The following is a 24,693-nucleotide window of genomic DNA, read 5'->3' as shown; positions in this document are numbered from 1 at the left end:
TACTTAGGTGTAACGGACCTTTTCTACAGAAGTTTGTGAATAAACATTGACGCTGTACCAAAATAAACAAGCAGAGAAAAGATATCATTAATAGTCGTGATTAACGGACCAGATGCGACAGCTGGGTCAACCTTCAATCGGTAGAGTAGCAATGGTATGAGAGTTCCCGCGAGAGTTCCTATTATTAGTGTGAGAAATAGCGAGCTGCCGACAACAAGACCTAGTGTGAAGCTGCCTTTCCAGACAAACGCCACGATGGCAATAAGCAGTCCGCACGTTGCTCCAATAATCACGCCAACGCCGAGTTCACGGCTAATCAGCCTCATTATCGCCGGTCTGTCAATGTCATTAGACACCAGACCCCGAACCACTACGGCGAGTGACTGCGTTCCCGTATTCCCGGTCATTCCTGCGATCATAGGCATAAAGTATGTGAGTGCTACAACACGTTCAATCGTTCCTTCGAATGCTGATATGATGCTTCCGCTCATGATTCCAATAAACAGCAGCAAAATTAGCCAAGGCAGTCTTCTATAGGAAGCAACAAGCGCACTTGTCTGAAAATCAATGGATTTACCAGATGCTGATAGTTTCTCAATATCTTCATTGGCTTCTTCAATGAGAACATCGAGGATATCATCGACCGTCACAATGCCGAGCAGCCTGCTCTGCTCATCCACGACCGGCACGGCAATAAAGTCGTACCGTTCAATCGTCCTCGCCACTTCTTCCTGATCAAGGTCTGCCGGTACCGAGATGACCCTGTTATACATGATGTCTTCAATCTTGTCGTTGATGTCTCCAAGCAAAAGGTCTCGGTATGATACAACACCTACCAGTTTTTTATCTTCATCGATCACGTATAAATAATAAATATTCTCGGCAAATCCAGCGAACGTCTTCAGCTTATCAACGGCGTCACGCACTGTGAATACTTTTGGGATCCATACGAAACGGTTCGTCATGATTCCTCCTGCTGTATCGGAATCATACTTCATCAACGACTGGACCGTGCGCGATTCGTCTGCTTTCATCGAGCTTAAGAAATCTTGGATCTGTTCAAGCTCAAGATTACTGAGCAAGTCAGCCAGATCATCATTTTCCATTAGGTTCATAATGTTAGAGGAACGCTCTATACCAAGCTTGTGAATAATATCAATCTGCAGCTCACTTTCAAGCTCCTGGATGAGTGAGGCGATCTGCTGAGTCGTTAAATACATGAGAAATTTGTGCCGGTGCTTTTCAGGCAAATTTCTATAGACGTTTCCTATATCATATGGCTGCAGTTCGTCCATCAACTGCTGAAATTCTTTTTTCTTAAGCTCTTTTAAGCTTTTAATCACGTACAGCAATATTTGATTCTCTGTCATTTCTTTAAACAAACTGCATCACCTCCACAGTCCCGCCTTAATTATAAGCAACAGTAACAGTATTGGCTATCATGAAACAGCACTATTCCCCTATTTTCTGACTTTGGGAAAAAATGATGAATTTGCGTAATGCAATTTCGGGACAAGATGCATATTGTATACAAAGGGAGAGTTTCTCCTTTGCACCATAGATCAAAGAAGGTGTCAGCATGCCAAAAGTATCGATCATCATCCCTTTTTACAATTGTCCTTTTATTGATCAGGCGATTGAGAGTGCATTGAACCAAACATACAAGGATATTGAGATTATCGTCATTAACGATGGCTCCTCAACGCATACAGAAAAAGTCACTCCATATAAGGATCGGATCCAGTATTATGAAAAAGAAAACGGAGGAACAGGGAGTGCGCTGAATCTCGGCATTCAAAATGCTGCGGGCAACTATTTCTCCTGGCTAAGTTCTGATGATTTGTTTTCTGATCAGAAAGTGGAACGGCAGCTTAGTTTTATGGAAAAAGAAAAGGCTCAAATCAGTTATACCAACTATTACGTAATGGACGCATATAATAATACATCGGTTAAAATGGCAGGTAAGGCCATCCACACTAAAATGGAACTCTTAAAATACTTGCAAAAAGACAATCCTATCAACGGGTGTACCGTCATGATGGATATGGATGTATTCTCTACGATAGGTCTATTTAATGAAACGCTAAAATGCACACAGGATTACGATTTCTGGCTGCGTGCTATTGACCAATACGAGTTTCATTATCTTCATGAACCGCTTGTCAGCTATAGAGTTCATCATCAAATGACACCGCAGCGCAACAACCAGCTCGCAAAAGAGATTACCTTATTAAACACAACCTACGACGGATATCTAGAAAAATTAATAAAACAAGAAAAAGAAAAAAATCCGCCATGGAACCCCTTTAAACGATAGACACTTTTTTCATCGTGTTCGTTTTTTACAGTGGCAACCGGATTTTTTGCTTACATACAAAACCTCCTGCTGCATAAACAACAGGAGGATTTATCATTTATGAAACGTTCATCTATCGAAACAGTTCAGCAATTGTATAATCCCCTGCCCCAATCAATGCCACTCCAGCCACCACTGCTAGAATGGCAACATTGTATTCATATCCGTTTTGTGTGACCCAGTACCCATTAGCAAAGTGAACCTTCCAGATCGCCACGAGCATAACTGCTGCAATCAGACCAGCTGCCACCGGTAAGAAGAGTCCAGAAGCAAATAGCAGCCCTCCTGAAACTTCAGCAAGCCCTGCTAGAAGGGCCATACTGTAGCCAGGTTTAACACCGATGGACTCCAGCCAGCCACCGGTTCCTTTCAGACCATAGCCGCCAAACCAGCCAAACAGTTTTTGCGCGCCATGAGCTGCTAGTGAAAGTCCAATGACGAGTCGAAGGATTAAAAGGCCAGCAGATACCATTTTTATCTCCCCCTTTCATGTTGTACACTCACTTTATGTAAGTGACATGAACAATATGCTACTCTCCATAAATTTTATTTAGAAAGACGCTATAGTCAAAAAAAAAACGCAGCGGCTCTCCGCTACGCTTGATGACTCTGCTTCATCCGTGACTCGACGACTTTTCCGCCAAGCCAGAGAACGAATACGCCAAACATGATAAGCCCCATCTTTAACGGGCTTTTAATCACATCCATAAAGTCGTATCCAATAAATGAAACAATGGCGATCATGACTAGCTTCCCTAAAAATAAAGCGAGAAAGTACGTTTTTTGACTGATTTGAGACACTCCCGCGACGACGTTAATAAGAGCAGACGGAGTGAACGGAAAGCAATATAGCAGAAACAGCATGCCGAATCCGTGTTTTTCTACCCATTGAAGCGTCTTTCGGATTTTGTCATGCCGGGTTATGAAGACAAGAAAACGTTTTTGTCCAAACTTCCTCACAACAGAAAACACGATGGCTGAACCCGCACACACACCAATCCATGAATAGATGAATCCAAGCCAGAAGCCGTAAGCCGCAGCATTTCCTGCTACAAAAACGAACAGTGGCAGCACGGGTATGAACGACTCCAGCATAGGCAGCAGGATACCGGGTAAAAAGCCAAGATCTTTATAATCATCCAATAGCTTTAAAATATTCTCTTCTGTTAAATAGTGCTTATAATTTTTCCACTCCATTGCCGGATCTCCCTCTAACGTCCTTACTGTTCATGATAGCCAGCAACACCCATCATTAATCGCTGTCTAAAATTTCATTGTTTTCTATTTTATCATAATGAAAGGCTGACAGGTTCAGCTGTTATTATACTTTTCAAAAGTCTTTACTCGTGCGGCGATTACGTATAAACATACCCCTATTATATACAAATAAGGCAAAGAAAAAGCCCAGTGTGCCTGAAAGCCTGAAGGCCTATCCGTAAGCGTGCTGCCATGAAAAAGTATCCAAAGAATAAAAGGTGGACCGTGAAGAAAAACACCAAACCCTGAAACCAGCTTTAACAGTAGCATGTTAAATGACTGAAGCGCGGTATACAAAAGTACGGAGCCCCAGAAAATGGCTGCATATCCCCATCCTTGCAGTCCATCTTCCTGCGGACCGTACATTCTTGCTGCAAACGAGATGCCGGTGATGATGGACACAGCACCAGCTGACATGACATGTCCTCTCATTATCCCTTCCCCCTCCTTACAATTATATATAGAAAACTCGGCTGACGCCTTGCCTTCCTTCAAGATAGCCTTAATTGCCCTTATACTTTATCCAAACTTTTTAACTGCGCGGAATTCCTTCGCTGGTAAAAAGTTATCCATCTTTAAGTATGAAAAAAGACCGCCGTTTTAAGCAGTCTTGATCCTGTTACTTCATGAGCGCAGCGTACACTTGTACATCAAGCTCTTTTGCTTTTTTTTCATTGTAGGTTTTTTCAAATGCCGGCTCCTGAACAATTTTCGCACCCCAAAACATGCTCTCAAACACAGAATGGATATCCACTTCAATTTTTGCAAGTTTAAGAGGAACACCCTCCATGGCATGTTCTAGTATGGAGGCTTTTCCATTAATCGAATAGACTGTCCCTAGTCCGACGACCGTAAAAACAACTTCCTGATTCGCCTCGATGTTTGTCACAATTCTTGAATTGTTTGTTACCGTAAACCGAATCTTGCTTTCATTGTAGCTTTTCACCCACGAAATAGCGTTCACGCTCGGCGCTTTGCTTTCTGCATCTACCGTACCGAGAAGAACCAGCTGCTCGCCTTGCAGATATTCGTATAATTCAGGCTTTAACGTTGAGGGGACTTCTTGTTTGGCCATTCATATGCTCTCCTTTTTGTTTAGTAACCTGTTTATCTTTTCTATTAAAATGAGCATAACCCTTTTTTTCGCACCACTTATTCAAACGTTCCTTTTACAATTGGATTGCTTTCATGCACCATCAGCTGTCCGAGTGCGATAACAGAATGGATATCCAATGTCTCTTTTTTTAACATGACGATATCCGCATCTTTTCCAACCGATATCATTCCTTTTTGCTTCAGTTTTAAAATACGCGCCGGATTTTTGGTGATTACCGAAAGAGCATCTGGTATACTGACGCCTTCATTCAGGACAGCATCCTTCACTTCTTTAAAAAGCGTTGCAACCTTCCCTATTTTCAAGCCGATAAATTCACCGTTTTGATCAAAAGCAGGCAAACTTCCCTGCGCATCAGAGGTAAACGTAATATTTTCAACTGGCACACCAGCATCAAGCATACGCCGCAGCCCCTTGCTGCATTTCACCTCGCCTGCCTCTAAAAACAGATCGGTCGTGCTCGTTGTAAAATCAACAAACCCACCCCTCTTGGCAAATTCAATGCCAGCTTCAAATACATAGCTGTTACGGTTAATGTGCGTCGGATAAAATTGCCTCAGCGGAAGATCAGTTGTCTCTGCTACTTCTTCTATTAAAGAAAGCATCGATTGGCTGTCTCCGAGATGGATGTTGACAATACCGCCTTTACCAGCAAGCATCCCTGCCACACGGGCACTCGCTGCAAGCCTCGCTAGCTCATGAGCCGTCGGCTGAGAAGACCGATGATCCGCTATAGCGATCTCTCCGACACCTATAATCTCCTCTATCATCATAATGTCGTTCTCCACGCTTCCTGTCAGTGTTTTGACCGGCACATGGTAATTTCCTGTATGGCAGTAAACCGAAATGCCCTCTTCCTTAAGCGCCTTTGCCTTAGCAACAAGGTTAGTCATCGTGCGCGCCGTCCCATCTGTTCCGATGACACCAACCAGTGTAGTGACCCCCGCTAATGTCGCTTCCGTTAAATACAGTTCCGGCGTACGTGTCTTAAACCCGCCTTCACCCCCGCCTCCTGTAATATGAACATGAGCATCGATGAACCCCGGCACAACAAGCATTCCCGAAGCATCCAGCACCTTGATTTCAGCAAACCCTTCTGGCACTGGAATATTTTCTCGAATCGAACCAATTTTATCTCCTATTAAAAGAACATCCTTCACACCTAAATATTCAGGAGCATAAACCTCTCCATTTTTAATCAACGTCAGCAAAACAATCACTCCTATTCTTTCTGTATTGTAATGGAAAAAATAGAGTGGTCGCAAGATTCAACATTATACCGAAGGTCATCATCTAGGTACCGGACCTCAGATTAGCCTCATTGAACTTGTTCGCCATACTCCGTCCAAGAACCAAAACCAACAAAAAAAACGAGATTAGCCAAAACCTATCTATAAAACCAAATCCATCTCTTGCTTCCCCGCGACCCACAGTCGCCCTCAGTGGGGTCCGGTACCGATAAAGGTCTCGATTATAACGAAGGTCATCATCTCGGTACCGGACCTCAGGTTAGCTTCATTGAACATGTTCGCCATACTCTGCCTATAATCCCTATCAATCTCGTTGTTTAAAGCAAAAGAGCTCTGCATCTGCAGAGCTCTTTGCTATTCATGTAACAAAATCAGGCTTTCTTTGCGCGAGCAGCGGCTGTTTCAGTGCGACTTCAATCCCTGTTTCAATATCAAGGAAAGCTGCCGCTTCGTTAAACCAGCTTTCTGGCGCTTTGTGGCCCCAAAAGGTCTGGCGCCTCGGGTCGTTAATGCTCCACTTGACGGGTTTAAAATCAGGATCGCTCGTTAAGTAGTCTCCGTTGTAGAGCTCAATACGGTTCCCGTCTGGATCACGGACGTAAAGGAAAAAGGCGTTCGATAAACCGTGGCGTCCTGGTCCCCGCTCGATATGATCCGCATATCCCATGCTCGCCATTACGTCACAGCAATGGATAAGGCTCATCGGATCAGACAGCCAGAATCCGACATGGTGCAGCCTCGGGCCTTCACCGTTCATGAATGCCACGTCATGTACAGTCGGCTTGCGGTGCAGCCATGCAGCCCACGTTCGGTCTTCCTCTGTCGCTGTATATTCGGATACCCTGAAACCAAGTTGTTCGGTATAAAATGTAACCGCGCCTTCCACATCAGGCACCATGCAATTCACATGGTCGATTCGCTGGACCCGTGCGCCTCGGTATAGGTCATACTTTTGCAGGCAGCGTTCTGCACTGTCCATTTCAGCAAAGAACTCAACCGGTATCCCGGAAACATCTACCGCTCGCAGTGCGCGCCCAACTCCAGGCTGCGTGCCTTTTTCAAGCCAAAGTGTGCGGGCACCTTTGATTTGAAAAAAATGCTCAAGCTTTTCTAATTCACTCTCATCCCACACCTTATAGCCGAGCGCGTGCACGCCTGGCTTTTCCGCTTTTCTTAACAGCAGGCTGTGATGCACATGCTCCTCTAGTCCTCGAAGTGCCATATACTCGCTGGTGCTCTCTGTCTCAATGAATCCTAGCGCGTTCACATAAAAATCTTTCGCGGCATGCAAGTCAGTTACATTCATCGTGACACGCGCCACGCGGATAATATTGAAATCCATCCTGATTCCTCCTTACACTCCTGAAAGATTAGGGTTTGTGGTTTTCACCCGATTTAAAAATGTTTGTACCATCTCTTTGTACGGATCTTTGTTGAACGAATCAAAATAGATATTGGACATGCGCGCCGGGTCTCCGAAGAAGTAATACTCATACAGCGCCTGCCTTCCTCCGAACGAGCTGAGAGAGATGTCCCAAGCCAATCGGAACAGCTGTACACGCTCATAGCCGTCTATTTTAGCTCCTTGAGTATAACGGTGAACGAGAGGACCGATGTCGTCTGCGTTAAAGTCAGCTTCTGTTGGAATTCCCATCAAGCCTGACGCACCGAGAATCCGAACAATTTCAACCATACGCTGATACATTTTCGGATACCAGTTGCGGGCCGCGTTCAACGGGACAAAGTCTGGGGTCATGTTACCATACTTATCAACACTTGCGTTCTGTTCGGCGCGGAACAAGTGTGAACGCATCGTTTCCAAGATCAGCATCACTTCAGATGCCTTCTCCTTCACATGCGGGAACACGTCGATTCCGATTGCATCCATCATGCTCAAGATGACACCAAGCACAAATTCTGTCTTGACTGTGTTCTTGGCAATAACCTGGTGCGCCATATGCACGATCGCGTTTGTTTCCACATACGTCCGGTTGCAGATGTCTGAACTGCCGCCGACAAATACGCGGTCCCAAGGCACGAGGACATTGTCAAACACCACAATGGCATCGCTTTCTTCAAACCGCGAACTGAGCGGGTGGTCATACTCGCTTTTACCTTGGTCGAACGATTCCCGGCAAAGGAACTTTAATCCTTCTGTGTTGTTGGGCAACGCGAACGCCATGGCGTACGGATCATCCTCTGATGCCGCCTTGTTAAGCGTGGACGGAAAGACGACGATTTCATCTGTCACGCCGCCAAGCGTCGCAAGAAGACGGGCCCCCTTCACAATGATGCCGTCCTTATTTTTTTCCACGATTCGCGCACTAAGGTAGGGATCGTTCTGTTCAGACTGCTTTTTCGCGCGGTTCGTCTGTGGATGAATAAGGGTGTGCGTGAGACTCACATCGTTCTCGCGGCAGTAATCATAGTAATTGCGAGCGTTTTCGGCGAACATCGGATCACTTTGCGCGAAAAAGCTTCCGGCTGTACCAAAAGCCATCACGCTTGTGTTCAAATAGTCCGGGGTACGGCCCATCATTCCCCCTGTGAATCGGGCCCATTCTGAAATCATCTCACGGCGGCGCACCAGATCATCCACGGTTTTCGGAGCGATAAAGGAAAGACCGACTTTATCTCCTGTTTTTTCAGAGGTATAGAGCATCTTGTCTGCCTTTTCATGCTGAAGGTCATACAGGCCGGCGATGGATGAGACCACATTTTTAAAAGCAGGGTGGCTCGGGACATCCTCCACTTTCTCGCCGTGAATCCAAACGTTGTTTTTCGCCGATTTCAATCCTTGTACATACTGTTCCCCAGTGCGTGCAGGCAAAATAATCCCTCCTTAGTTTTTCGCTTCCGCTTCCGCCGTTTTCCTTTTCTTTCCGAACTGCTGGATATGATGATCACCGAGCGCCACATGGATCACTTTCAATTCGGTGTAAAATTCAAAAGCATAGTGACCGCCTTCGCGTCCGATGCCAGAAGATTTGCTGCCGCCGAACGGGATGCGCAAATCCCGCACGTTCTGAGAGTTCACCCACAGCATGCCTGCTTCAACTGCTCCGGCTACACGGTGCCCTTTTTTCATGTCATTCGTCCAAACATATCCGGCGAGGCCATATTTCACATCATTAGCCATTTCAATGACTTCTTCCTCAGAAGAAAACGAGATGACAGACAAGACAGGTCCAAAGATTTCTTCCTGAGCAACGGTCATGTCATTCGTTACACCGAGCAGCAATGTTGGCGGCACGAAGTTTCCTTTTGAAAGATTGGCAGGAACATCAGCACCATATATTTCCGCCCCCTCTCGTTTTGCGATTTCCAAATACCGTTTCACATTTTCATAGTGTTCTGTATGAATGAGCGGTCCAACTTCTGTATCCTCATGCGCTGGATCTCCGACGATGATGTTGTCCACTCGCTCTTTTAATCTCGCAACAAACTCATCTTGTATGGAATTTTGTACGAATAAGCGTGAATTCGCCGTGCAGCGCTCGCCGTTAAACGAGAAGATCCCCCAGACACATGCATCAAGCGCCCTCTCTATATCACAGTCTTCAAATACGATGATCGGTGATTTTCCTCCAAGCTCCATTGAAAATCGCTTTAACGCGTCTGCGCCGTTCTTCATAATTTCAGAGCCCGTTTTCGTTTCTCCGGTAAAAGAGATGAGCTGAACATCAGGGTGTGCAACAAGGGCTGCTCCGGCGGTCTCTCCAAATCCATGAACAACATTGAACACACCTTCCGGAAGTCCTGCTTCATGGACGATCTCTGCTAGTTTGTTAGCCGTAAGAGGCGACCATTCGGCTGGCTTAAGTACAACGGTGTTTCCGGTCGCGAGCGCCGGTGCCACCTTCCATGTTTCGAGCATGAACGGCGCATTCCATGGTGTGATCAGCCCAGCGACACCAACAGGCTTATGCACCGTATAGTTCATGAACTCGTCGTCGACACAATATGCTTCTCCCACCATGCGGTTCTTCACCATCTCGGCATAAAAACGGAAGTTATCCGCAGCGCGCCCGACCATCTTTTTTGTCTGAGCGATTGGGAGCCCTGTATCCAGTGATTCGAGGAGTGCAATTTCCTTGATGTCACGGTCAATCAGCTCAGCAATTTTATAGAGGTGTTTCATTCTCTGTTCGACTTTCATTTTGCCCCATATTTTGAAAGCTTGCTTAGCTGCTGCTACTGCACGGCTGATATCTTCTTGTGTTCCTTCAGAAACGGTGTTTATCGTCTCATTTGTAAAAGGGTTGATGTTCGTAAAGGACTCACCATTTGCTGACGATACGAATTCTCCATTAATATATAAAGCGATTTGTTCAGGAAAGGCTGGCTTCATTCTCTTTTCCCCCAGTGCTGACAGGCTGTGTGCGGCCATCGACAATCTTGTTTTCAAGTGCCCCTATATAATCAATTTCAAGACGGACTGTATCGCCAGGGTATATGTGCGAGATGCCTTTTGGCGTGCCTGTCAGAATGACATCATTCGGCTCAAGCGTCATGAATGAAGAAACAAACTCGATAATCTCACCAATGCTGTACATTAAATCCTTCGTGTTCCCCTGCTGACGAAGCTCACCATTCACATACGTACGCAGCTCCAGATTGTTTACATCCGGGATGTCAGAGGCGTCTATGAAGAATGGACCGAGCGGACCGAACGTATCATGGCCTTTTGCGCGGACGGGCGGACGGTAGAAGTTGTTAACAAAATCACGGACGGTAACATCATTCGCTATCGTGTAACCGCTTACATATTCCATCGCATTTTCAGCCTTGATCTTTTTGCCTTCTTTTCCAATCACAACAGCCAGCTCGTTTTCATAATGCATATAGGTTGCTCCGTCTGGATAAAAAACAGGTGCTTTGTGGCCGACAAGGGAAGAATTCGGCTTAATAAACAATACTGGCTCAGCCGGTTTCTCCAAGCCTAGCTCATCTGCATGATCGGCATAGTTTAGCGCGAGGCCGATCATCTTGTTCGGCTGAAACGGAGTAAGCCAAGTTTTAATCTCGCTTATTTTCACACTTTTACCAGATGAGAAAGTGATCCTTTCATCCTCCACAATACCGTTCTGTTCACGTCCTTCAAATATCACCCGTGCTTTTTTCACTTTACTTCACTCTCCTTTTGTTTTACTAAATCGTAGCTGGCTAACACTGAGCGTATTTCTTGCTGAAGGGCATCTGACGGCAGATCCATCGGCAGTCTGAGCTTTGGTGTAATTTTGCCCATCATGCCCAGCGCTGCCTTCAGCGGGGCTGGATTCGTATCTTTGAACAATACGTCGTTGAGCGGCATTAAATCATAATGCAGCTTTAGCGCATCATCGACTCGTCCTGCTTCCCATGCGTTATACACTTCCGCCACTTTGCCTGGCATAATGTTCGCTGTCGCGCTGATATAGCCTGCCCCTCCGATAGCTAGCATCGGATAGCAAAGGAGCTCAATTCCTGAATACAATAGGAAATCGCGTCCGCAGTGCAGCAGCACTCGGTTTATATGTTCAAAATCCTTGTTCGATTCTTTTACTCCGATGATATTTCGGCAGTCTTCGTTAAGTCGTGCGAGTGTGGAAACTTCCAGGTTAACGGCTGTCCGGCCTGGTATGTTATAGACTATAAGAGGAATGTCTACGCTGTCAGCAATCGTTTTAAAATGCTTGTATAGCGCATGCTGTGAGGGCTTGTTGTAGTAGGGTACGATGACCATCGCGGCATCGGCTCCCATTTCCTGCGCGAGTTTGGTCAGGTGAAGGGTTTCTTGATGATTGGTGGATCCTGTTCCGGGTACTACAGGCACACGGCCTTTAGCTGACTGAATCGCTGTCTCCATCACTCTTTCCCGTTCACTGAGTGTGAGTGAGCTTGGTTCTCCAGTCGTACCGGTGACGGAGATGCCATGGCTCCCGCTTTCGATATGCCAGTTAATCAATGACGATAAGGTTTCGTAATCAACCGATTCATCTTCTTGAAATGGTGTGATGATCGGAGCGATGGAACCTCGCAGCTCTCTTTTTACTTCTTCAATCGTTTTCAACCGCACTCTCTCCCTTTTTTTGGAATAAAAAAACTGCAGGCTGACTTATTGATTTTTTTCAAGAAACGCCTGCAGTGTGTTCAGTTTGTGTTTTCGGGCAAATTCTTCGATGATTTGTTTTGGCGCCTTTTCACTTAAGAGCTGGATCAGCATATCATGTTCCTCGATGGACTTTTTCATGCGGCTCGGTTTCATCATGATCCCTCTCTGCTTCACAGTGTCCAATCTCTCCCACGTCTCCACGATACTCTGAAGCAAATAGTCATTGCCGCAGTTTTCGTATGTCAGCTTGTGAAATTGACGGTTATAGCTGGAGAATAAAGGGAAATCCAATTCATATAAGGCATCTGACATTCGAGAATTAAGCAGCGTGAGTTCAGCCAGTGTTTCCGCTGTGATGTTCTGTGAGGCTAATGATGCGGCCATTCCCTCGAGTACGGCAAGAACGGATAATGTTTCTCTGTACGCTTTCTCATTAAATGGAGTGACCACCGCTCCACTGTAAGGTCTAAATGTGATCAGTCCATCTGCTTCCAGCTGTCTGATCGCCTCCCTCACCGGTATGGGGCTTGTATTTAATTCCCTTGCGAGCTGGTCAATAATGATGCGGTGGCCAGGTTCATAGCGGCTGTCAATGATCCGGCTCCTGATTACCTGATAAGCGTACTGCTGTTTGCTTTGTTTGCTTGTTTTCATACTATTATGATAAATACAAATCATATATGATTTCAAGAGAAAATTCTGAAAAATCATATATAATCTAAAAAAATAGGCAATATGATCTATATCTAGCACTTTAAGTTTACTTATGTAGTAATAATAAGCTATCCTTAAGTTATTATGAGATTTTTAGGTTAAAGGGGCTAATACTCACCATGAACGTAAAAAATGCCATGGAAATACTGGTGGAAGAAGCACTAAACAACTATTGGAGCCAGCTTCAGCTTCCTTGCAAATGTGAGATTTGCAAAACCGATGTATATGCCATCACGTTAAACAATCTCCCTCCTCGATACATATCCAATGAAAATGGATTTGCGTATGTAAAAGCGGAAAATTTTGATGATCAATCGAGAGTGAATATTCTAAATCAGATCGTGAAAGCCACCGGAGTTGTCGCTGTCAGGCCTTCCCACGAAATAAAACCATCCTCATAAGCTCATGGCTTTTGGATGGTTTTTTTTACGCAGCGAGAAGCATATCGCACTGTGCAGACTTGATTCCGATTATGTCCTATGTTATAGTAATTTCAACCATTTAGACTTTGTTTACGCTTTTGAAAAGATTGACGAGTTTTATGGTAATATCGCACGACTGGTGCAAAGTTTTAGGAGGCATTTACATGCAAACTGGTAAGGTAAAATGGTTTAACGCAGAAAAAGGTTTCGGTTTCATCGAAGTTGAAGGTGGAGACGATGTATTCGTACACTTCTCAGCTATCCAATCTGAAGGCTTCAAGTCTTTAGAAGAAGGTCAAGAAGTTGAATTCGAAATCGTTGAAGGCGCTCGTGGACCACAAGCAGCTAACGTAGTTAAGAAGTAATCACACATATAAACCCGCCAGGTTTCTGGCGGGTTTTTTTAATGCTATAAAAATGTTCAGCTTTTAATCTGTGAAGTAAGTAAACGTTGTCATAAATTTCAGGAATAAATGGGTTAAATCCTTCTAAGCAGCCATGTTTCCTTATGTGTCTAATCCTTTTGGTACGCCTTGATCTTTGAAATGATTTCATTCTTATCATCTTCTGAAAAAATCTTCAGCTTATACAACAATTGTGTGTAATGCTCCAGCTTCAGCAAAGAACTTTCTTTATGCCACATAAAAGCCCTTCTTTCCTCAAGGAAACTTTTTTCCTTTTGAAAACATTATATGCTGAATACCATAAAAATGTCATCTGACCAAAAAAATCATTTTTGCTATTTGATAGCCTGATAGCCTTAAAGCCTTTGGGGTCCGGTACTATACCGACTTATTGAGCTGCATGAAGCCAAATAAAGGGGATGAGTACCGGACCCCAAAAACCTAGATAGGTGCCATGCCTGGCACACAAATAAAAAACCGTCCGGATTACGAACGGTTTTCCTGCGTATTAATAACAAACAAATGAATTGATGCTGTTTGTATCTACTCCAAAATAAACCCAGCGTCTCCCTGTCCAGCGGAAGCCTGCTACAGAGCGGCGTCCGACAAAGGTCAGCCACGCCCAAAAACTGCGGCCATTATCAAGCCAGATATAAACGAACTGATACAAGCAAGGACGGACAGCACCTGGATCTACCGCGTAAACACCAGGTCCTCCACCGCTTCCCATCGAAAAGGCTTGTGATTGCTGCGGTACAAATGAAGGCGGCGGTCCTGATGGTGCCATTCCTCCGCCTCCGCCGCCTCCTGGCGGTCCAGATGGCGGCGATGGAAACTGGCTTCCTTGCCCGCCTTGTCCTCCTCCGCCAAAGCCCGGATAGTAAGGAAACATACGATCTTGCGACAATAGAGTCATCTCCAATCAAAATTGTGTTCCTTTCCATCGTATTCACTGCCTTATGTTTGGTATAGACAAGTATGGAGTTTTGCAGAAAAAAGCGGTTGAGACGCCCGGTTTAAGGGTACATTCTAAGAAACCGACTGTGAAAGTGAGTGTGAGGATGAATGAGCCGAATATCAAAAGGCCTAAAAGGCATGCTGATAGCCTACACTGTCCAGCAAGGGAAAAAGCGGCTTCTGCCTATCGTTTTGAGAAAGCTAAGAAAAAGATAAAGAAGCTGACGCTGCCTTATTTTCCAAGTGAAATAAAGCTGTTCCAGAGGGCCTAGCCCCTCTGGACAGCTTTTACTAATTTCTCCTTAGGTCCTTATATATCTCCATTTCCTCCGCAAGGAACGAGACTTGAAACTCCTCCAATGACATGGCTGATATCTTCTCCAGCCATCCATAAAAGTTACCGTCCGAACTCAATAACATTAACTTGCCTACTTCCGAAGGTCCGGCTATCCGGATCAGCTCGTCAACAGCGTGAAAGCTTTGCTTGTATGGATGATGAGGTGAGCTTTTTCGGTTTGCCTCCTCCCATTGCTGCTTTGTATGAAGCCGCTTGAACGGAATAATGTTTAGTGGGCGAAATGGCGTTCGCAGCCGAATACTTTTTTCCGCAGCATATTCAGCTGTTCCTTCTTCAAACCATCTCGGAAGGTGACGGTTATTTAAGCCGTGAGACTCAAGGAATGAAACAATGAAATGATGGCCATATTCATGGGCAAACCTTTTTAGGAGAGCCTCTTCGTTCGTCCGGTCATGATCTCCAATAAACAAATGAATCGTATTTTCGCTGGGCACGTACATGCCTTTCAGCCTATCGAACCGGTGTTTCGGTACATGGTCCTGGAAGATGAATGGGTTGCTGTAAAGGATGACATTCACGGGCTTTAGCAGAAACCCTCCTGTCAGTGCATTCATTATTTTCTTCACCTTAGGGCTGTGATGAACCATTTTCTTAGCGAGCGACTCGTCTTTTTCTGAGTAATAAAGGGTGAAGCCGTCTCTTCTATAGCTTTTCAATGATTGAAGATACTTTAACCTCGTCTGTTTCCTTTCGCTTCTATACAATAGCGCCTCTTTATAAAAATAGATCTTATCCACAGGCTTCAGATTGGAATGAGGAAGCACCGTATACAGCGATTCATTGGTAACAGCAACAGCTGTTACCACGGCTCCAGAAATAAGTAAACAGCAAATACACGATAGAAGGCGTAAAGGATCCTTTCTTATGCTCGAATCAATTATGAACACCTGAATGAAGAATATCAGCAGTCCAAACATAGCCGTCAGCAAGAGTGCTGCTGCAAAGAGCCCCTGTTTACCGTCAAGCAACAAAAAAGAAAGAAAAATAAGAAGAATGGCCAGGAGCAGAACAACAATTGCTTTTACCGTCTGAATGAAAAAATCCACAGCTTTGACCTCCTCCCCTTCCAGACCCGTTACCTTACTATACGCCTATCAGCTGACAACCTGTACTATTTTCCTTCCCTTTTCCATACAGTGTTAAAGAATCCTTTTTTAGAGGAGGGAATGATGAAAGGATATATTGTAGAAGGAAAGAGTGACTGCGAGAAAGTCATGAACGTTGTGCCTGATGCTCACTTTGTTATCCTAAACGGTGTATCGTTCCGCCAAAAAGAACGCCGTGCGATCGAAGAGGCCATTCTTATTTGCCAAGAAGTGTTTGTTCTTACCGACCCTGACGAAGCCGGTGATAAAATCGCTAAGAAAATCATGGATACGTACCCCTGCATCACAAGAATCAAAATTGATCCGACCCGGGCTAAAAATGCGCGAGAATCAAGATGCCGCTATGGCGTGGAATACTGCTCGGATCAATATTTAAGGGAAACACTGCCCGGCGCGATGTAAGCCCGCAGTGTTTCCCTTATTCTGTACCTTATTGCTTTCTTTCGAAAAACTCCAGATATTCTCCATCTGGTCCATAGAAAAAGAAATAATATCCTGTCGGCAGCTCGATTGGCTGCTCATCCTTTAGTTTGACACCTTTCGTCCGCAATGTGTCGAGCTTTTCACCAATATGATCAACCAAAAACGCTACATGGTGAACTTTCCCTTCTGTATACACTTCTGGCGGATACCCTCCGATTAATTCCACGAGCACCTTTCCTTCAAGGCCTAAAAAGGCGAGTTCCACCCCTGCACTTGGATGCATATAACGGTCTATAAGCTCAAGCCCCAATATGCCACAATAAAATTCAAGAGAGCTTTCCAAGTCACTGACCATAATTCCTGTATGTTCTATTCCTTTAATCATCACATTACACCTCGCTGAGTTTCTATTTGTTTATTTTGTTTCATCACACGCTGTCCGATTTGGAACATAGGAAGCCCTGATAAAGAGAGAAGCGCCAGCGTTCCAAATATATAAAGTCCGTTTGTAAATCCATAGGCTTCCAGAAGCAAGCCGCCAATCCACGGGCCAGCACTGAAACCAATCGATCTTAGTGACATGGCACCGAAATACGTCCCCCTCATATGATCAGGGGCCAGATCGTCGATGAGCACGTCACTCATCACAAACACGATGATCTCACCTACGGTCAGAACTACCATACTCGCCACAAGAACATACCATTTCGTGGACAAGCCAAACCCGAGCAAAGCCAGACTGAAAGCAAAGCTTCCAATCCTTAAGGCATACATCGTATCAAACCGCCTTATGTAGTTTGTGACAGGATATTGCAGAATCAGTACCGTAATGGCATTCACCAGGATAAGATATGAAAATAATTTCACCCCGTCCTTAAATGCTGGTGCACTGCCAAGGTATTGTGCCAGCGTCGAATCCATTTGTGCCTGCCCCATCATCACCACAATGTTGCCTAGCAAAAAGAAAAGCAGAACACGGTCTGCGGCCAGCACAGTGAAGGCGTCTTGTATAGAGTACTTCTGTTCAGCCTGCGACTGGCCTGCTTCCTTGTACCTTTGCATAAGAAGGACCACCGCACATGCGTAAGCCGCGTAAAATGCCGATGTAATAAGGAAGCCTGACGTCGATGAAGACGTTCCAAGGGAAGTGCCGATAACCGGTCCTATAGCAGCACCAACATTGATGGCAAAATATCGAGCACTAAAGACAGACTGCCTGTTTTCCTTCGTCGTCACATCTGCCAGGAGGGCTCGAGATATTGGCTCGAACCACGAACGGCACAAACCATTCAAGGCGTTGAGCACGAAAAAATGCCATAATTCCTGCGCAAAAGCAAAGCCAGCGAACACAGCACTCCAAACAAGAACCGCCCCGATCATCACAGGAAAACGTCCGATCTTGTCAGACAGATATCCTCCAAAAAAGCCTCCGAACGTTCCTGTCAACGCACTGAACCCAATGACAAGTCCGATCATACCTGGAGCTATTCCCATAACTTCGTATAAGTAAATCGCCAAAAATGGCATTGTCATAAAAAAAGCAGCCCTCGTAAACAACGTTCCGGCTACGATTGTCGTAACAATGGGATGAATGCGATTTAACGAGTCCCTCATGTTCCGCATGCCCTTTAAGCCCCCATTCTTTCTTTCTAACTCATTACTTTATCATAAACGAGATACGTTTTTTGAAAAATTCTTCTTTTCTTGAAACTTTCGTGCCAGAAGGCTCGTCTAATTAAATGTACCCTTACCCCTGGCAAAAAGCCTCCCTTATTAGCGGAGGCTTTTTGTTTTGCAGCCTTAACACAAAATGACGTGTTTGTCATAAATGTATCAAAAAAATCACATATTCCAATCTAAAGGAATCGCTGTTGATATAGTATAGACATCCCTATCAACAACCCCCTTTTTCATTGTAAATGATGATAAAAGGCTGTGCCCGCCGGCACAGCCTTTTCTTCTTTTTGCCTGAAGTTTATGAGTTTTATATCCAGCCCTTCCACGAATCTTACTAGTTATGGTATATTTGTAGAAGTGCTGAAACTTAAAGCATACCATATGTAGCAATCGGAATATTTACATACACCATATTGACAGATACACAGGAGGCACATTTACGTGATAGTAATGGCAGGCATGATCGGCACGGGAAAGACGACTTACGCCGAAATCATAAGCGAAGCGCTCGACAGCGAAGTGTTTTACGAAAGCGTCGTCGATAACCCGATTTTACCCGATTATTATGAAAATCCAAAAAGGTGGGCGTTCCCTCTTCAGATTTATTTCTTGAACACCCGCTTTAAAACGATTCGAAAAGCAAGGCAAAATCACGACAATGTGCTCGACCGAAGTCTTTACGAGGATTTGATCTTTGCAAAGCTCAACCATGAAGCTGAGAATATGACTTCTTTAGAGTTTGAAACGTACGCTGATTTGCTAGAGACGATGATGAATGAGATTGATAAAATGCCAAAACAGCGCCCAGACCTTCTCATTTATCTGGATAGCGATCTTGACACCGTTCTTAGCCGCATCCAGCAGCGCGGCCGCTCATACGAGCAAATTGAAAATCATCCAGAACTGCTCAACTACTACGAGACGCTTCACAACAAGTACAAAGAATGGATCCGCGACTATGATAAAACGCCGGTCCTCGTTTTAGAAAGCAACAAATACGACATTTATAACGCAAACGATCGAACAGCTGTTCTTACACTTGTACAAAACAAGCTTCGCGAGCTGCAAATGACAGCCGTTTAATGAATGAAGAAAAAGAGCGTATATGCTCTTTTTCTTTTTTTTACGATCTGCGTGTGATCTGCATATTCTTGTTGAAATCGCTGAACACTAAGTATGTCAGCCCGCTTTGGCGGATAAATCCCTAATGATGTTTAAGGAGTGGTAAGATGCTTACATTAATTCTCTTAGGCCTCGCAGCCATCATTTTAGCTGTTGGACTCATATGGACTTACCAGCTTGGCAAGACACAAAAGCAGCCTGCCGATAACAAGATAGCCCCTGCAATCAGCCGCCATACTGTCGTACTGAACCCCATCTTCCTAGCACTGGTACTTTTCGCTGTCATTGTTTGGATCATGATCTTGGCAGCTGATATCCTTTCATGAAGAACGTCCCGAAGCACGGGGCGTTTTTGCTACTTATCACGGTTCTCCAATATGTTCATGCTTTCAATATGGCTCCGCGTGACAGGCTGCCCTAAGTCATGAATCATTTGGTACACTTCCCGGAGCTTATGGTCATACCTGTCGTTGTCTTCATCATCGTGATACTGAACATAAGGCACGTGGGATCGAAGGAAGGTATCTGTTGCAGCAACATCCACTTCTTCAAACATTTTAGCCAGTTTTCGTACTTCATCAGCGGTCGCGCTTATTTCGAATTGAAAGGATGCTGCTGATTTATCTGAATGAATCTCTCCACTTTCGACATTTACATAGTATGGCTGTTTTTCCATCACCATTTCCACCTTTAGCTTTTGATTTACATTTCCCGTCATTTCTTAGAATAGGCTAATCCAAAATAGATTATGTACGTCTACCACCAGCCTTTTCTTTTGAAAAGTAGGAGGATAGAGACGGCGAGAACGGCACACAGGCCAAGCACAGTAAAGTAGCCATACTGCCAGCGGAGCTCGGGCATGTATTCAAAATTCATACCGTAAAGACCTGCCAAAAAAGTGAGCGGAACAAAAACGACACTCACGAGAGTCAGCGTCTTCATAATCTTGTTCATATGATCGGACTTAAGGGAAATTTGCAAATCAAAAATACCTTGCAGATTATCCTTAAAGGAATCAAGAGCATCAGGCACCCTTTTAAACGTCTCCATTAAATCTTCAAAGTAAACGCTTGAGTCATCGGTTGCCAGTATGAAATCCTTATGCGCAAGCTTCATTAAAAAGGCGTCTTGTGATTCCACGATCTGTCTAATATTCGTCAGCTTTTCCTTCCATCGAAATACACGATGACCTGTGTCATTGCTGAACGGTTTAATAAAAACTTCTTTTTCAATTTTAAGCAGCTGGCCTGAAATCAGATCAATAGCATGCAGATATGAGCTGATCACTTCGTTAAGTATGCGGTAAAGCGCAGCAGCTGGACTCCCCGTGTGGTGCGGGTTTATTGAGAAATCACTTTCCAGCTTCTCCCTGAACTCGTGAGGCTGCTCACAAACACACACAACACATTGTGGAGATGCAAGGATATTAACAGCTAGCAGGCTGAAGCTTTCAGTTATAAGAAACGTTGAGAGAACCACATGATTATCGTAAACGCTGAGAGAAGGCCGTTTGGAGAACTTCTTCATTCGTCCATGTGCCAGTTCATGCAATGGAAGCGAATCATAGATGTGGCTCTCATCCGCTTCTTCAAGAGATTCGAAAAAGATAACCTTAACCCCTGCATTCCGGCTTCCCTCTTGCCATTTTCCCTCATTCATCTGGTCCTCGCTGTTATTGTCTCTCAGCAATTTTCAACACCGCCTTTGTTAGGCTATAGTGTTTCCAACAAGGGTCCGGTACCATTCATCACACTTCCGACCATGGCGCAAATAACGCCTAGATGGTACCGGACCCCATTTACCATTTAACCATTTCATTGTTTAAAGAGTTACGGCCGAGATGGTTTTCACCTTTTTTAACACAATCCGGTCATCCTTTGTGCCTGGCTGAGAGATCACAAGGAATTCTGCATCTTCAGAAGAAATATTCCGAATACAATGCGCCACACCAGATGAGATTTCAATCCCCTCATGCTTTTGCAGCACATAATCCACACCATCCGCCTCCATCACGGCCACTCCTTCTAGCATAAAGAAAAACTGGGAGGCATGAACATGATAGTGCCTTGTTTCAGAAGAGCAGGGCGGCATTCTCTCCTGCATGATGCTCATGCTTTTACCATTTAGAAGCTTCCATGCTTCGCATATCTCACCCCAATGATAATGAGGAGCGTTCTTTTTGTTAATGACTGTCATATTTCCTCCACTTGTTCTCTTTTTTTCTTCTTGAAATTTTTGTGTTTTCTTTATACACATTCGCAGTTACCACTCAAGTGCCTGCCATTAACTATCTACGAAATGTTAAGGATTGTTTTAGTATTTGTTTCGGTTACCTATCTAGTATAGAAGGCGAGCTAAATAAATCCCATCACTCATTGAAAAGATAAAACAACACACATTTTAAATGATAATGATTTTCAAATTCATTGACAATACGTTCTCTCTCTTCTAAAATGGTAATTGAAAATGAATATCAATCAGAGTGTCATGCCAACAATAAACCATAGATGATATAAAGCTTCGAGCTTGCGTGAGGAGAGATCAGCATATGACGGTCCTAGAAACAAAAAGCCTGACATTAAGCTACGGAAACGGGCCCATTATTGACCAGCTGAATCTGGAAATACCTAAAGGTAAGATTACCGTTCTGATCGGCAGTAATGGCTGCGGAAAATCGACATTATTGCGCTCGATGGCTCGTCTCCTTCAGCCAGAAAAAGGATCTGTTCTACTAAACGGTAAGGATATCGCAAAACAGCCAACTAAAAATGTAGCTCGGCAATTAGCCATTCTTCCACAAGGCCCCTCGGCCCCTGAAGGATTAACGGTCCTGCAGCTTGTCAAACAAGGCCGGTTCCCTCATCTGTCTTGGCTGAAGCAATGGTCTGAACAAGATGATGATGCTGTGCATAGAGCCTTGGAATCTGTGGATTTGCTTGATAAACGACATGTTCCGGTCGACTCACTTTCTGGCGGACAGCGGCAGCGCGCATGGATCGCCATGACGCTCGCACAGGAAACAGAAACGATTCTTTTGGATGAGCCGACTACATACCTTGATGTATCACACCAAATAGAAATATTGGATCTACTGTTTGAGCTTAATCAAAAAGAGAAGCGGACGATTGTGATGGTTCTGCATGATTTGAACCTTGCGTGCCGTTATGCCCATCATCTCATCGCGGTAAATGACCGCTCTGTTTATAATGAGGGGCCGCCCGAAATTATCGTAACCGAAGAGCTCGTAAATGATGTGTTTCACATGCGCTGCAAAATCAGCCGAGATCCTATATTCGGAACACCGCTTTGTATACCATACGGAAAGGGGCGATTCATACAACATGGCATTCCTCAACGTTCCTTCGGCTAAAGGCTGGACGAAGGATGAACAAGATTTTATAAGCAGTCATTATCGCTTTTCATTTCGCCCCTCTTCAGAAGAGCACGTTATTCCAGCGGAGGATTTGTTAGACGGCAAACGGCTTCTTGCCTTTTTAGACGACATAGGACCTAAGATTGGCTCACAGCACAGAAAAGTCAGCGCCTCTCTATTCTTTAAGCGCTATGCATTCTGCAGTTTGACAGCCGCTCTTTATGCGATGACGATGCTGAATAAATCATTCAACACCTCCATCTCTAACGTTCAGCTCGTTGACCACGAAGCCAAAGAGATGTGGCTTCCTTCCTTCACATTGACAAACGCGGACTGCATCGCACTGGACCGCAATCGTGAAGACTGGCGTTCCTTTGTTTTAGAAATGATTTTCAAGGAAAACATCGCGGTCATGCTTAACCACGTTGCGTCAACAGCTAAGGTATCAAAAGCCATGCTCTGGGAGAACTGCTGGATCTACATTCGATGGCTGTATGAAAAATGGCTGTCAGAAGAACACCCTGCTGCTATAAAGCAGCAAATTATATCAGATTACCAATTTATCTCACTGAACTCACCGCCATCCCTTTTTGGCACAAGAAAACATCCTTTCATGAGACTGCGGACAGCAGGTGACTTAAATGGGAATAAAATTAGGCAGACATGCTGCCTCTATTACAGAACAGAGGGCGGCACATGCTGCAAAACATGTCCCAATAAATAAAAGCTTCTTCTAACCAGCAAGACTTGCTGTTAAGGAAGCTTTTTTATTTTCCTTCAGAAGTCTGCGGGTTCCATGGAAAATGAAATTTTAATCATATCTCTGTTTTTTTCTTGTTTGACAAGGGTATATTGACTACATTAGGAGGTGCAGAAACATGTTTATCACTGCCGTAATTGTTATGACCCTTGCTGCTGTTGGGTTCATCGCGTGGAGAACCATGAAGCCTGTTAAAGAATCATTGAAAACATTGCAGCACATGAAGCACACAAGTGACAGCATTCAGGCACAAATGAATGATATAAAAAATCAGCAGACACTGTTAAACGAGAAAAAAGAGTACATTCGCTGGGATATCCGTCAGAAAAAAAACAGTTTCCTTAAAGTGAAAGAAGCTGTCAAAGGCACCAAGATGCTATTTAAGCGCAGAGGAGAGCATTCCTAATGGGAAAAAGCTCTTTTCTTTTGCATATGATCGTTCCTGTTCAGCAGCCATCCGACCTCGATCGAAGTGAAACCAGAGAACTGCCGTTATACGAGTTTGACCGGTCGAACTGTTTTATTGAATATTGCGATGGAGACGATTCTATCTTTTTGGACGATATGGGACAGTGGTACTATTACACAGCTTTTGCCTGCAAGTCGCTGACGGAGGTAAAGTATGCGCGGCAGATTTTCAAACCGCCCTACTGGGATGAGGAGGAAAAAGAAAATGAGTTAAAGCTAGTGCACCGTTTAGAGGAAAAGGGATACAAACCTTCTCAGCCTTATTTCGACAAAGCTTACGCTCATGTTACGGTACTGGCCGATACGTTGGAAGAATGGGAGGTCATCCGTCAGTCAAGACTGGCACATTGCGACGGAGAAGATGATCCCCAAGTTTCTCATGCGCTGCATTTTATTGAAACAACATATGATGGGAAAAGAGCGAGGTTTGTCCCAGGATGGGAATCTAATTCTTTTGCCTCCATCACAGAAAACAAATCTTTTTACGATACGATCTTAGTCCCTGTAAGCGGAAAGCTATACCTTTTGTATTACACTTACTGGCTGCATTATGGTGAAGTGCCTTCCAAACAGATGATGCCCCGATTACTCGGAAATCTGTGGAAATCGTCTAGTTCTGCCTTTACACCGGCAAGCTATAACCCCCTGCTGTTTCAACGGATCCCCTTGAATACAAATCAAAAAGAGGCAACCCTTTAATGGAAAAGGTGTGCCTCTTTCTTTATTACTTGAGTGAATTTCATAATTCCCGACCCTAGAGTACCAGGGTTTTCAGAACACGAAAAAAGGAGTACCTCCCCAAAAACTCGAATTTGTTAAGTACGACCAAAACAAACGA

The 24,693-nt window shown here is 44.5% G+C and carries 30 protein-coding genes; 10 read left to right on the top strand and 20 right to left on the bottom strand.

Going from position 1 to position 24,693, the window contains the following annotated elements:
* Positions 1-23: 23 nt before the first annotated feature.
* Positions 24-1,382 carry a magnesium transporter gene (mgtE, locus tag ACFQPF_RS08455; RefSeq protein ID WP_379748553.1) on the bottom strand — a complete coding sequence of 453 codons (1,359 nt, stop codon included), beginning with the start codon at positions 1,380-1,382 and terminating at the stop codon, positions 24-26.
* Positions 1,383-1,579: 197 nt separating this feature from the next.
* On the opposite strand from mgtE, the gene ACFQPF_RS08450 reads away from it, so the two are divergent.
* Entirely contained in the window at positions 1,580-2,317 is a 738-nt protein-coding gene (locus ACFQPF_RS08450; RefSeq protein ID WP_379748551.1) for a glycosyltransferase family 2 protein, read from the top strand.
* A gap of 112 nt (positions 2,318-2,429) precedes the next feature.
* Here the strand turns inward: ACFQPF_RS08450 and ACFQPF_RS08445 are convergent, their stop codons facing one another.
* From ACFQPF_RS08445 to ACFQPF_RS08395, 11 genes are all read right to left on the bottom strand, one after another.
* Entirely contained in the window at positions 2,430-2,828 is a 399-nt protein-coding gene (locus tag ACFQPF_RS08445; RefSeq protein WP_379748549.1) for a DoxX family protein, read from the bottom strand.
* A 122-nt stretch (positions 2,829-2,950) separates the two neighbouring features.
* The gene (locus tag ACFQPF_RS08440; protein WP_379748547.1) at positions 2,951-3,553 is read right to left on the bottom strand and encodes a TVP38/TMEM64 family protein; all 603 of its coding nucleotides are present in this window, start codon (positions 3,551-3,553) and stop codon (positions 2,951-2,953) included.
* 114 nt (positions 3,554-3,667) lie between these two features.
* On the bottom strand, positions 3,668-4,045 hold the full coding sequence (locus tag ACFQPF_RS08435) for a hypothetical protein (protein WP_379748545.1): 378 nt from the start codon (positions 4,043-4,045) through the stop codon (positions 3,668-3,670).
* Between the two features lie 187 nt (positions 4,046-4,232).
* A complete protein-coding gene (locus ACFQPF_RS08430) occupies positions 4,233-4,688 on the bottom strand; it encodes a pyridoxamine 5'-phosphate oxidase family protein (RefSeq protein ID WP_379748543.1) in 456 nt (151 codons plus the stop codon).
* Positions 4,689-4,765: 77 nt separating this feature from the next.
* Positions 4,766-5,938: a beta-aspartyl-peptidase gene (gene iadA, locus ACFQPF_RS08425; RefSeq protein ID WP_379748541.1), complete on the bottom strand. Its 1,173-nt coding sequence runs from the start codon at positions 5,936-5,938 to the stop codon at positions 4,766-4,768.
* 397 nt (positions 5,939-6,335) lie between these two features.
* Entirely contained in the window at positions 6,336-7,319 is a 984-nt protein-coding gene (hpaD, locus tag ACFQPF_RS08420; RefSeq protein WP_379748539.1) for a 3,4-dihydroxyphenylacetate 2,3-dioxygenase, read from the bottom strand.
* A 12-nt stretch (positions 7,320-7,331) separates the two neighbouring features.
* Complete coding sequence (gene hpaB, locus ACFQPF_RS08415; protein WP_379748537.1) at positions 7,332-8,807, bottom strand: 4-hydroxyphenylacetate 3-monooxygenase, oxygenase component; 1,476 nt, start codon at positions 8,805-8,807, stop codon at positions 7,332-7,334.
* A 12-nt stretch (positions 8,808-8,819) separates the two neighbouring features.
* Positions 8,820-10,328 carry a 5-carboxymethyl-2-hydroxymuconate semialdehyde dehydrogenase gene (gene hpaE / locus ACFQPF_RS08410; protein WP_379748535.1) on the bottom strand — a complete coding sequence of 503 codons (1,509 nt, stop codon included), beginning with the start codon at positions 10,326-10,328 and terminating at the stop codon, positions 8,820-8,822.
* On the bottom strand, positions 10,309-11,103 hold the full coding sequence (locus ACFQPF_RS08405) for a fumarylacetoacetate hydrolase family protein (RefSeq protein WP_379748533.1): 795 nt from the start codon (positions 11,101-11,103) through the stop codon (positions 10,309-10,311). Before ACFQPF_RS08405 ends, hpaE begins: the two co-directional genes overlap by 20 nt.
* A complete protein-coding gene (gene hpaI / locus ACFQPF_RS08400; protein WP_379748531.1) occupies positions 11,100-12,029 on the bottom strand; it encodes a 2,4-dihydroxyhept-2-ene-1,7-dioic acid aldolase in 930 nt (309 codons plus the stop codon). Before hpaI ends, ACFQPF_RS08405 begins: the two co-directional genes overlap by 4 nt.
* A gap of 45 nt (positions 12,030-12,074) precedes the next feature.
* Positions 12,075-12,725 (bottom strand): GntR family transcriptional regulator, encoded by a 651-nt coding sequence (locus ACFQPF_RS08395; protein WP_379748529.1) that lies wholly within the window; start codon positions 12,723-12,725, stop codon positions 12,075-12,077.
* Between the two features lie 179 nt (positions 12,726-12,904).
* Here ACFQPF_RS08395 and ACFQPF_RS08390 point away from each other — a divergent pair, with 179 nt between their 5' ends.
* Positions 12,905-13,186 carry a late competence development ComFB family protein gene (locus ACFQPF_RS08390; protein WP_379748527.1) on the top strand — a complete coding sequence of 94 codons (282 nt, stop codon included), beginning with the start codon at positions 12,905-12,907 and terminating at the stop codon, positions 13,184-13,186.
* Positions 13,187-13,371: 185 nt separating this feature from the next.
* Complete coding sequence (gene cspD, locus ACFQPF_RS08385) at positions 13,372-13,572, top strand: cold-shock protein CspD (RefSeq protein ID WP_094251125.1); 201 nt, start codon at positions 13,372-13,374, stop codon at positions 13,570-13,572.
* 149 nt (positions 13,573-13,721) lie between these two features.
* On the opposite strand, the gene ACFQPF_RS08380 is transcribed toward cspD, so the two are convergent.
* The 3 genes from ACFQPF_RS08380 to ACFQPF_RS08370 form a co-directional block, all read right to left on the bottom strand.
* On the bottom strand, positions 13,722-13,850 hold the full coding sequence (locus tag ACFQPF_RS08380; protein ID WP_379748525.1) for a hypothetical protein: 129 nt from the start codon (positions 13,848-13,850) through the stop codon (positions 13,722-13,724).
* A 269-nt stretch (positions 13,851-14,119) separates the two neighbouring features.
* On the bottom strand, positions 14,120-14,518 hold the full coding sequence (locus tag ACFQPF_RS08375) for a transporter (protein ID WP_379748523.1): 399 nt from the start codon (positions 14,516-14,518) through the stop codon (positions 14,120-14,122).
* A gap of 341 nt (positions 14,519-14,859) precedes the next feature.
* Entirely contained in the window at positions 14,860-15,972 is a 1,113-nt protein-coding gene (locus ACFQPF_RS08370; protein ID WP_379748521.1) for a hypothetical protein, read from the bottom strand.
* Between the two features lie 120 nt (positions 15,973-16,092).
* Between ACFQPF_RS08370 and ACFQPF_RS08365 the strand changes: the two genes are divergently transcribed.
* Positions 16,093-16,434: a ribonuclease M5 gene (locus ACFQPF_RS08365; RefSeq protein WP_379748519.1), complete on the top strand. Its 342-nt coding sequence runs from the start codon at positions 16,093-16,095 to the stop codon at positions 16,432-16,434.
* A 28-nt stretch (positions 16,435-16,462) separates the two neighbouring features.
* Here the strand turns inward: ACFQPF_RS08365 and ACFQPF_RS08360 are convergent, their stop codons facing one another.
* Together ACFQPF_RS08360 and ACFQPF_RS08355 are read right to left on the bottom strand one after the other, a co-directional pair.
* Positions 16,463-16,840, bottom strand: a complete 378-nt coding sequence (locus ACFQPF_RS08360) for a VOC family protein (protein ID WP_379748517.1) — start codon at positions 16,838-16,840, stop codon at positions 16,463-16,465.
* Positions 16,840-18,078 (bottom strand): MDR family MFS transporter, encoded by a 1,239-nt coding sequence (locus ACFQPF_RS08355; RefSeq protein ID WP_379748515.1) that lies wholly within the window; start codon positions 18,076-18,078, stop codon positions 16,840-16,842. Before ACFQPF_RS08355 ends, ACFQPF_RS08360 begins: the two co-directional genes overlap by 1 nt.
* 504 nt (positions 18,079-18,582) lie before the next feature.
* Between ACFQPF_RS08355 and ACFQPF_RS08350 the strand changes: the two genes are divergently transcribed.
* Both ACFQPF_RS08350 and ACFQPF_RS08345 read left to right on the top strand, forming a co-directional pair.
* On the top strand, positions 18,583-19,215 hold the full coding sequence (locus ACFQPF_RS08350; RefSeq protein ID WP_379748825.1) for a deoxynucleoside kinase: 633 nt from the start codon (positions 18,583-18,585) through the stop codon (positions 19,213-19,215).
* Between the two features lie 146 nt (positions 19,216-19,361).
* The gene (locus tag ACFQPF_RS08345) at positions 19,362-19,580 is read left to right on the top strand and encodes a hypothetical protein (protein WP_379748513.1); all 219 of its coding nucleotides are present in this window, start codon (positions 19,362-19,364) and stop codon (positions 19,578-19,580) included.
* Between the two features lie 29 nt (positions 19,581-19,609).
* On the opposite strand, the gene ACFQPF_RS08340 is transcribed toward ACFQPF_RS08345, so the two are convergent.
* The 3 genes from ACFQPF_RS08340 to ACFQPF_RS08330 form a co-directional block, all read right to left on the bottom strand.
* Positions 19,610-19,930, bottom strand: a complete 321-nt coding sequence (locus ACFQPF_RS08340) for a hypothetical protein (RefSeq protein ID WP_379748511.1) — start codon at positions 19,928-19,930, stop codon at positions 19,610-19,612.
* Positions 19,931-20,010: 80 nt separating this feature from the next.
* Positions 20,011-20,943, bottom strand: coding sequence for a magnesium transporter CorA family protein (locus ACFQPF_RS08335; RefSeq protein ID WP_379748509.1), 933 nt, complete (start codon positions 20,941-20,943; stop codon positions 20,011-20,013).
* A 132-nt stretch (positions 20,944-21,075) separates the two neighbouring features.
* On the bottom strand, positions 21,076-21,450 hold the full coding sequence (locus ACFQPF_RS08330) for a cupin domain-containing protein (protein ID WP_379748507.1): 375 nt from the start codon (positions 21,448-21,450) through the stop codon (positions 21,076-21,078).
* Between the two features lie 352 nt (positions 21,451-21,802).
* Here ACFQPF_RS08330 and ACFQPF_RS08325 point away from each other — a divergent pair, with 352 nt between their 5' ends.
* The 4 genes from ACFQPF_RS08325 to ACFQPF_RS08310 all read left to right on the top strand — a co-directional run bounded on the left by ACFQPF_RS08325 (position 21,803) and on the right by ACFQPF_RS08310 (position 24,554).
* A complete protein-coding gene (locus tag ACFQPF_RS08325; protein WP_379748505.1) occupies positions 21,803-22,624 on the top strand; it encodes an ABC transporter ATP-binding protein in 822 nt (273 codons plus the stop codon).
* Positions 22,596-23,351 (top strand): IucA/IucC family C-terminal-domain containing protein, encoded by a 756-nt coding sequence (locus tag ACFQPF_RS08320; RefSeq protein ID WP_379748503.1) that lies wholly within the window; start codon positions 22,596-22,598, stop codon positions 23,349-23,351. Before ACFQPF_RS08325 ends, ACFQPF_RS08320 begins: the two co-directional genes overlap by 29 nt.
* Positions 23,352-23,505: 154 nt before the next feature.
* The gene (locus tag ACFQPF_RS08315) at positions 23,506-23,793 is read left to right on the top strand and encodes a hypothetical protein (RefSeq protein WP_379748501.1); all 288 of its coding nucleotides are present in this window, start codon (positions 23,506-23,508) and stop codon (positions 23,791-23,793) included.
* On the top strand, positions 23,793-24,554 hold the full coding sequence (locus tag ACFQPF_RS08310; RefSeq protein WP_379748499.1) for a hypothetical protein: 762 nt from the start codon (positions 23,793-23,795) through the stop codon (positions 24,552-24,554). Before ACFQPF_RS08315 ends, ACFQPF_RS08310 begins: the two co-directional genes overlap by 1 nt.
* Positions 24,555-24,693: the final 139 nt, after the last annotated feature.

Origin of the sequence: Fictibacillus iocasae, assembly GCF_042665465.1 — a bacterium.
In the GTDB taxonomy this organism is placed as follows: Bacteria; Bacillota; Bacilli; order Bacillales; family Fictibacillaceae; genus Fictibacillus; species Fictibacillus iocasae.
This window is presented reverse-complemented; position numbering and strand designations above follow the sequence as displayed.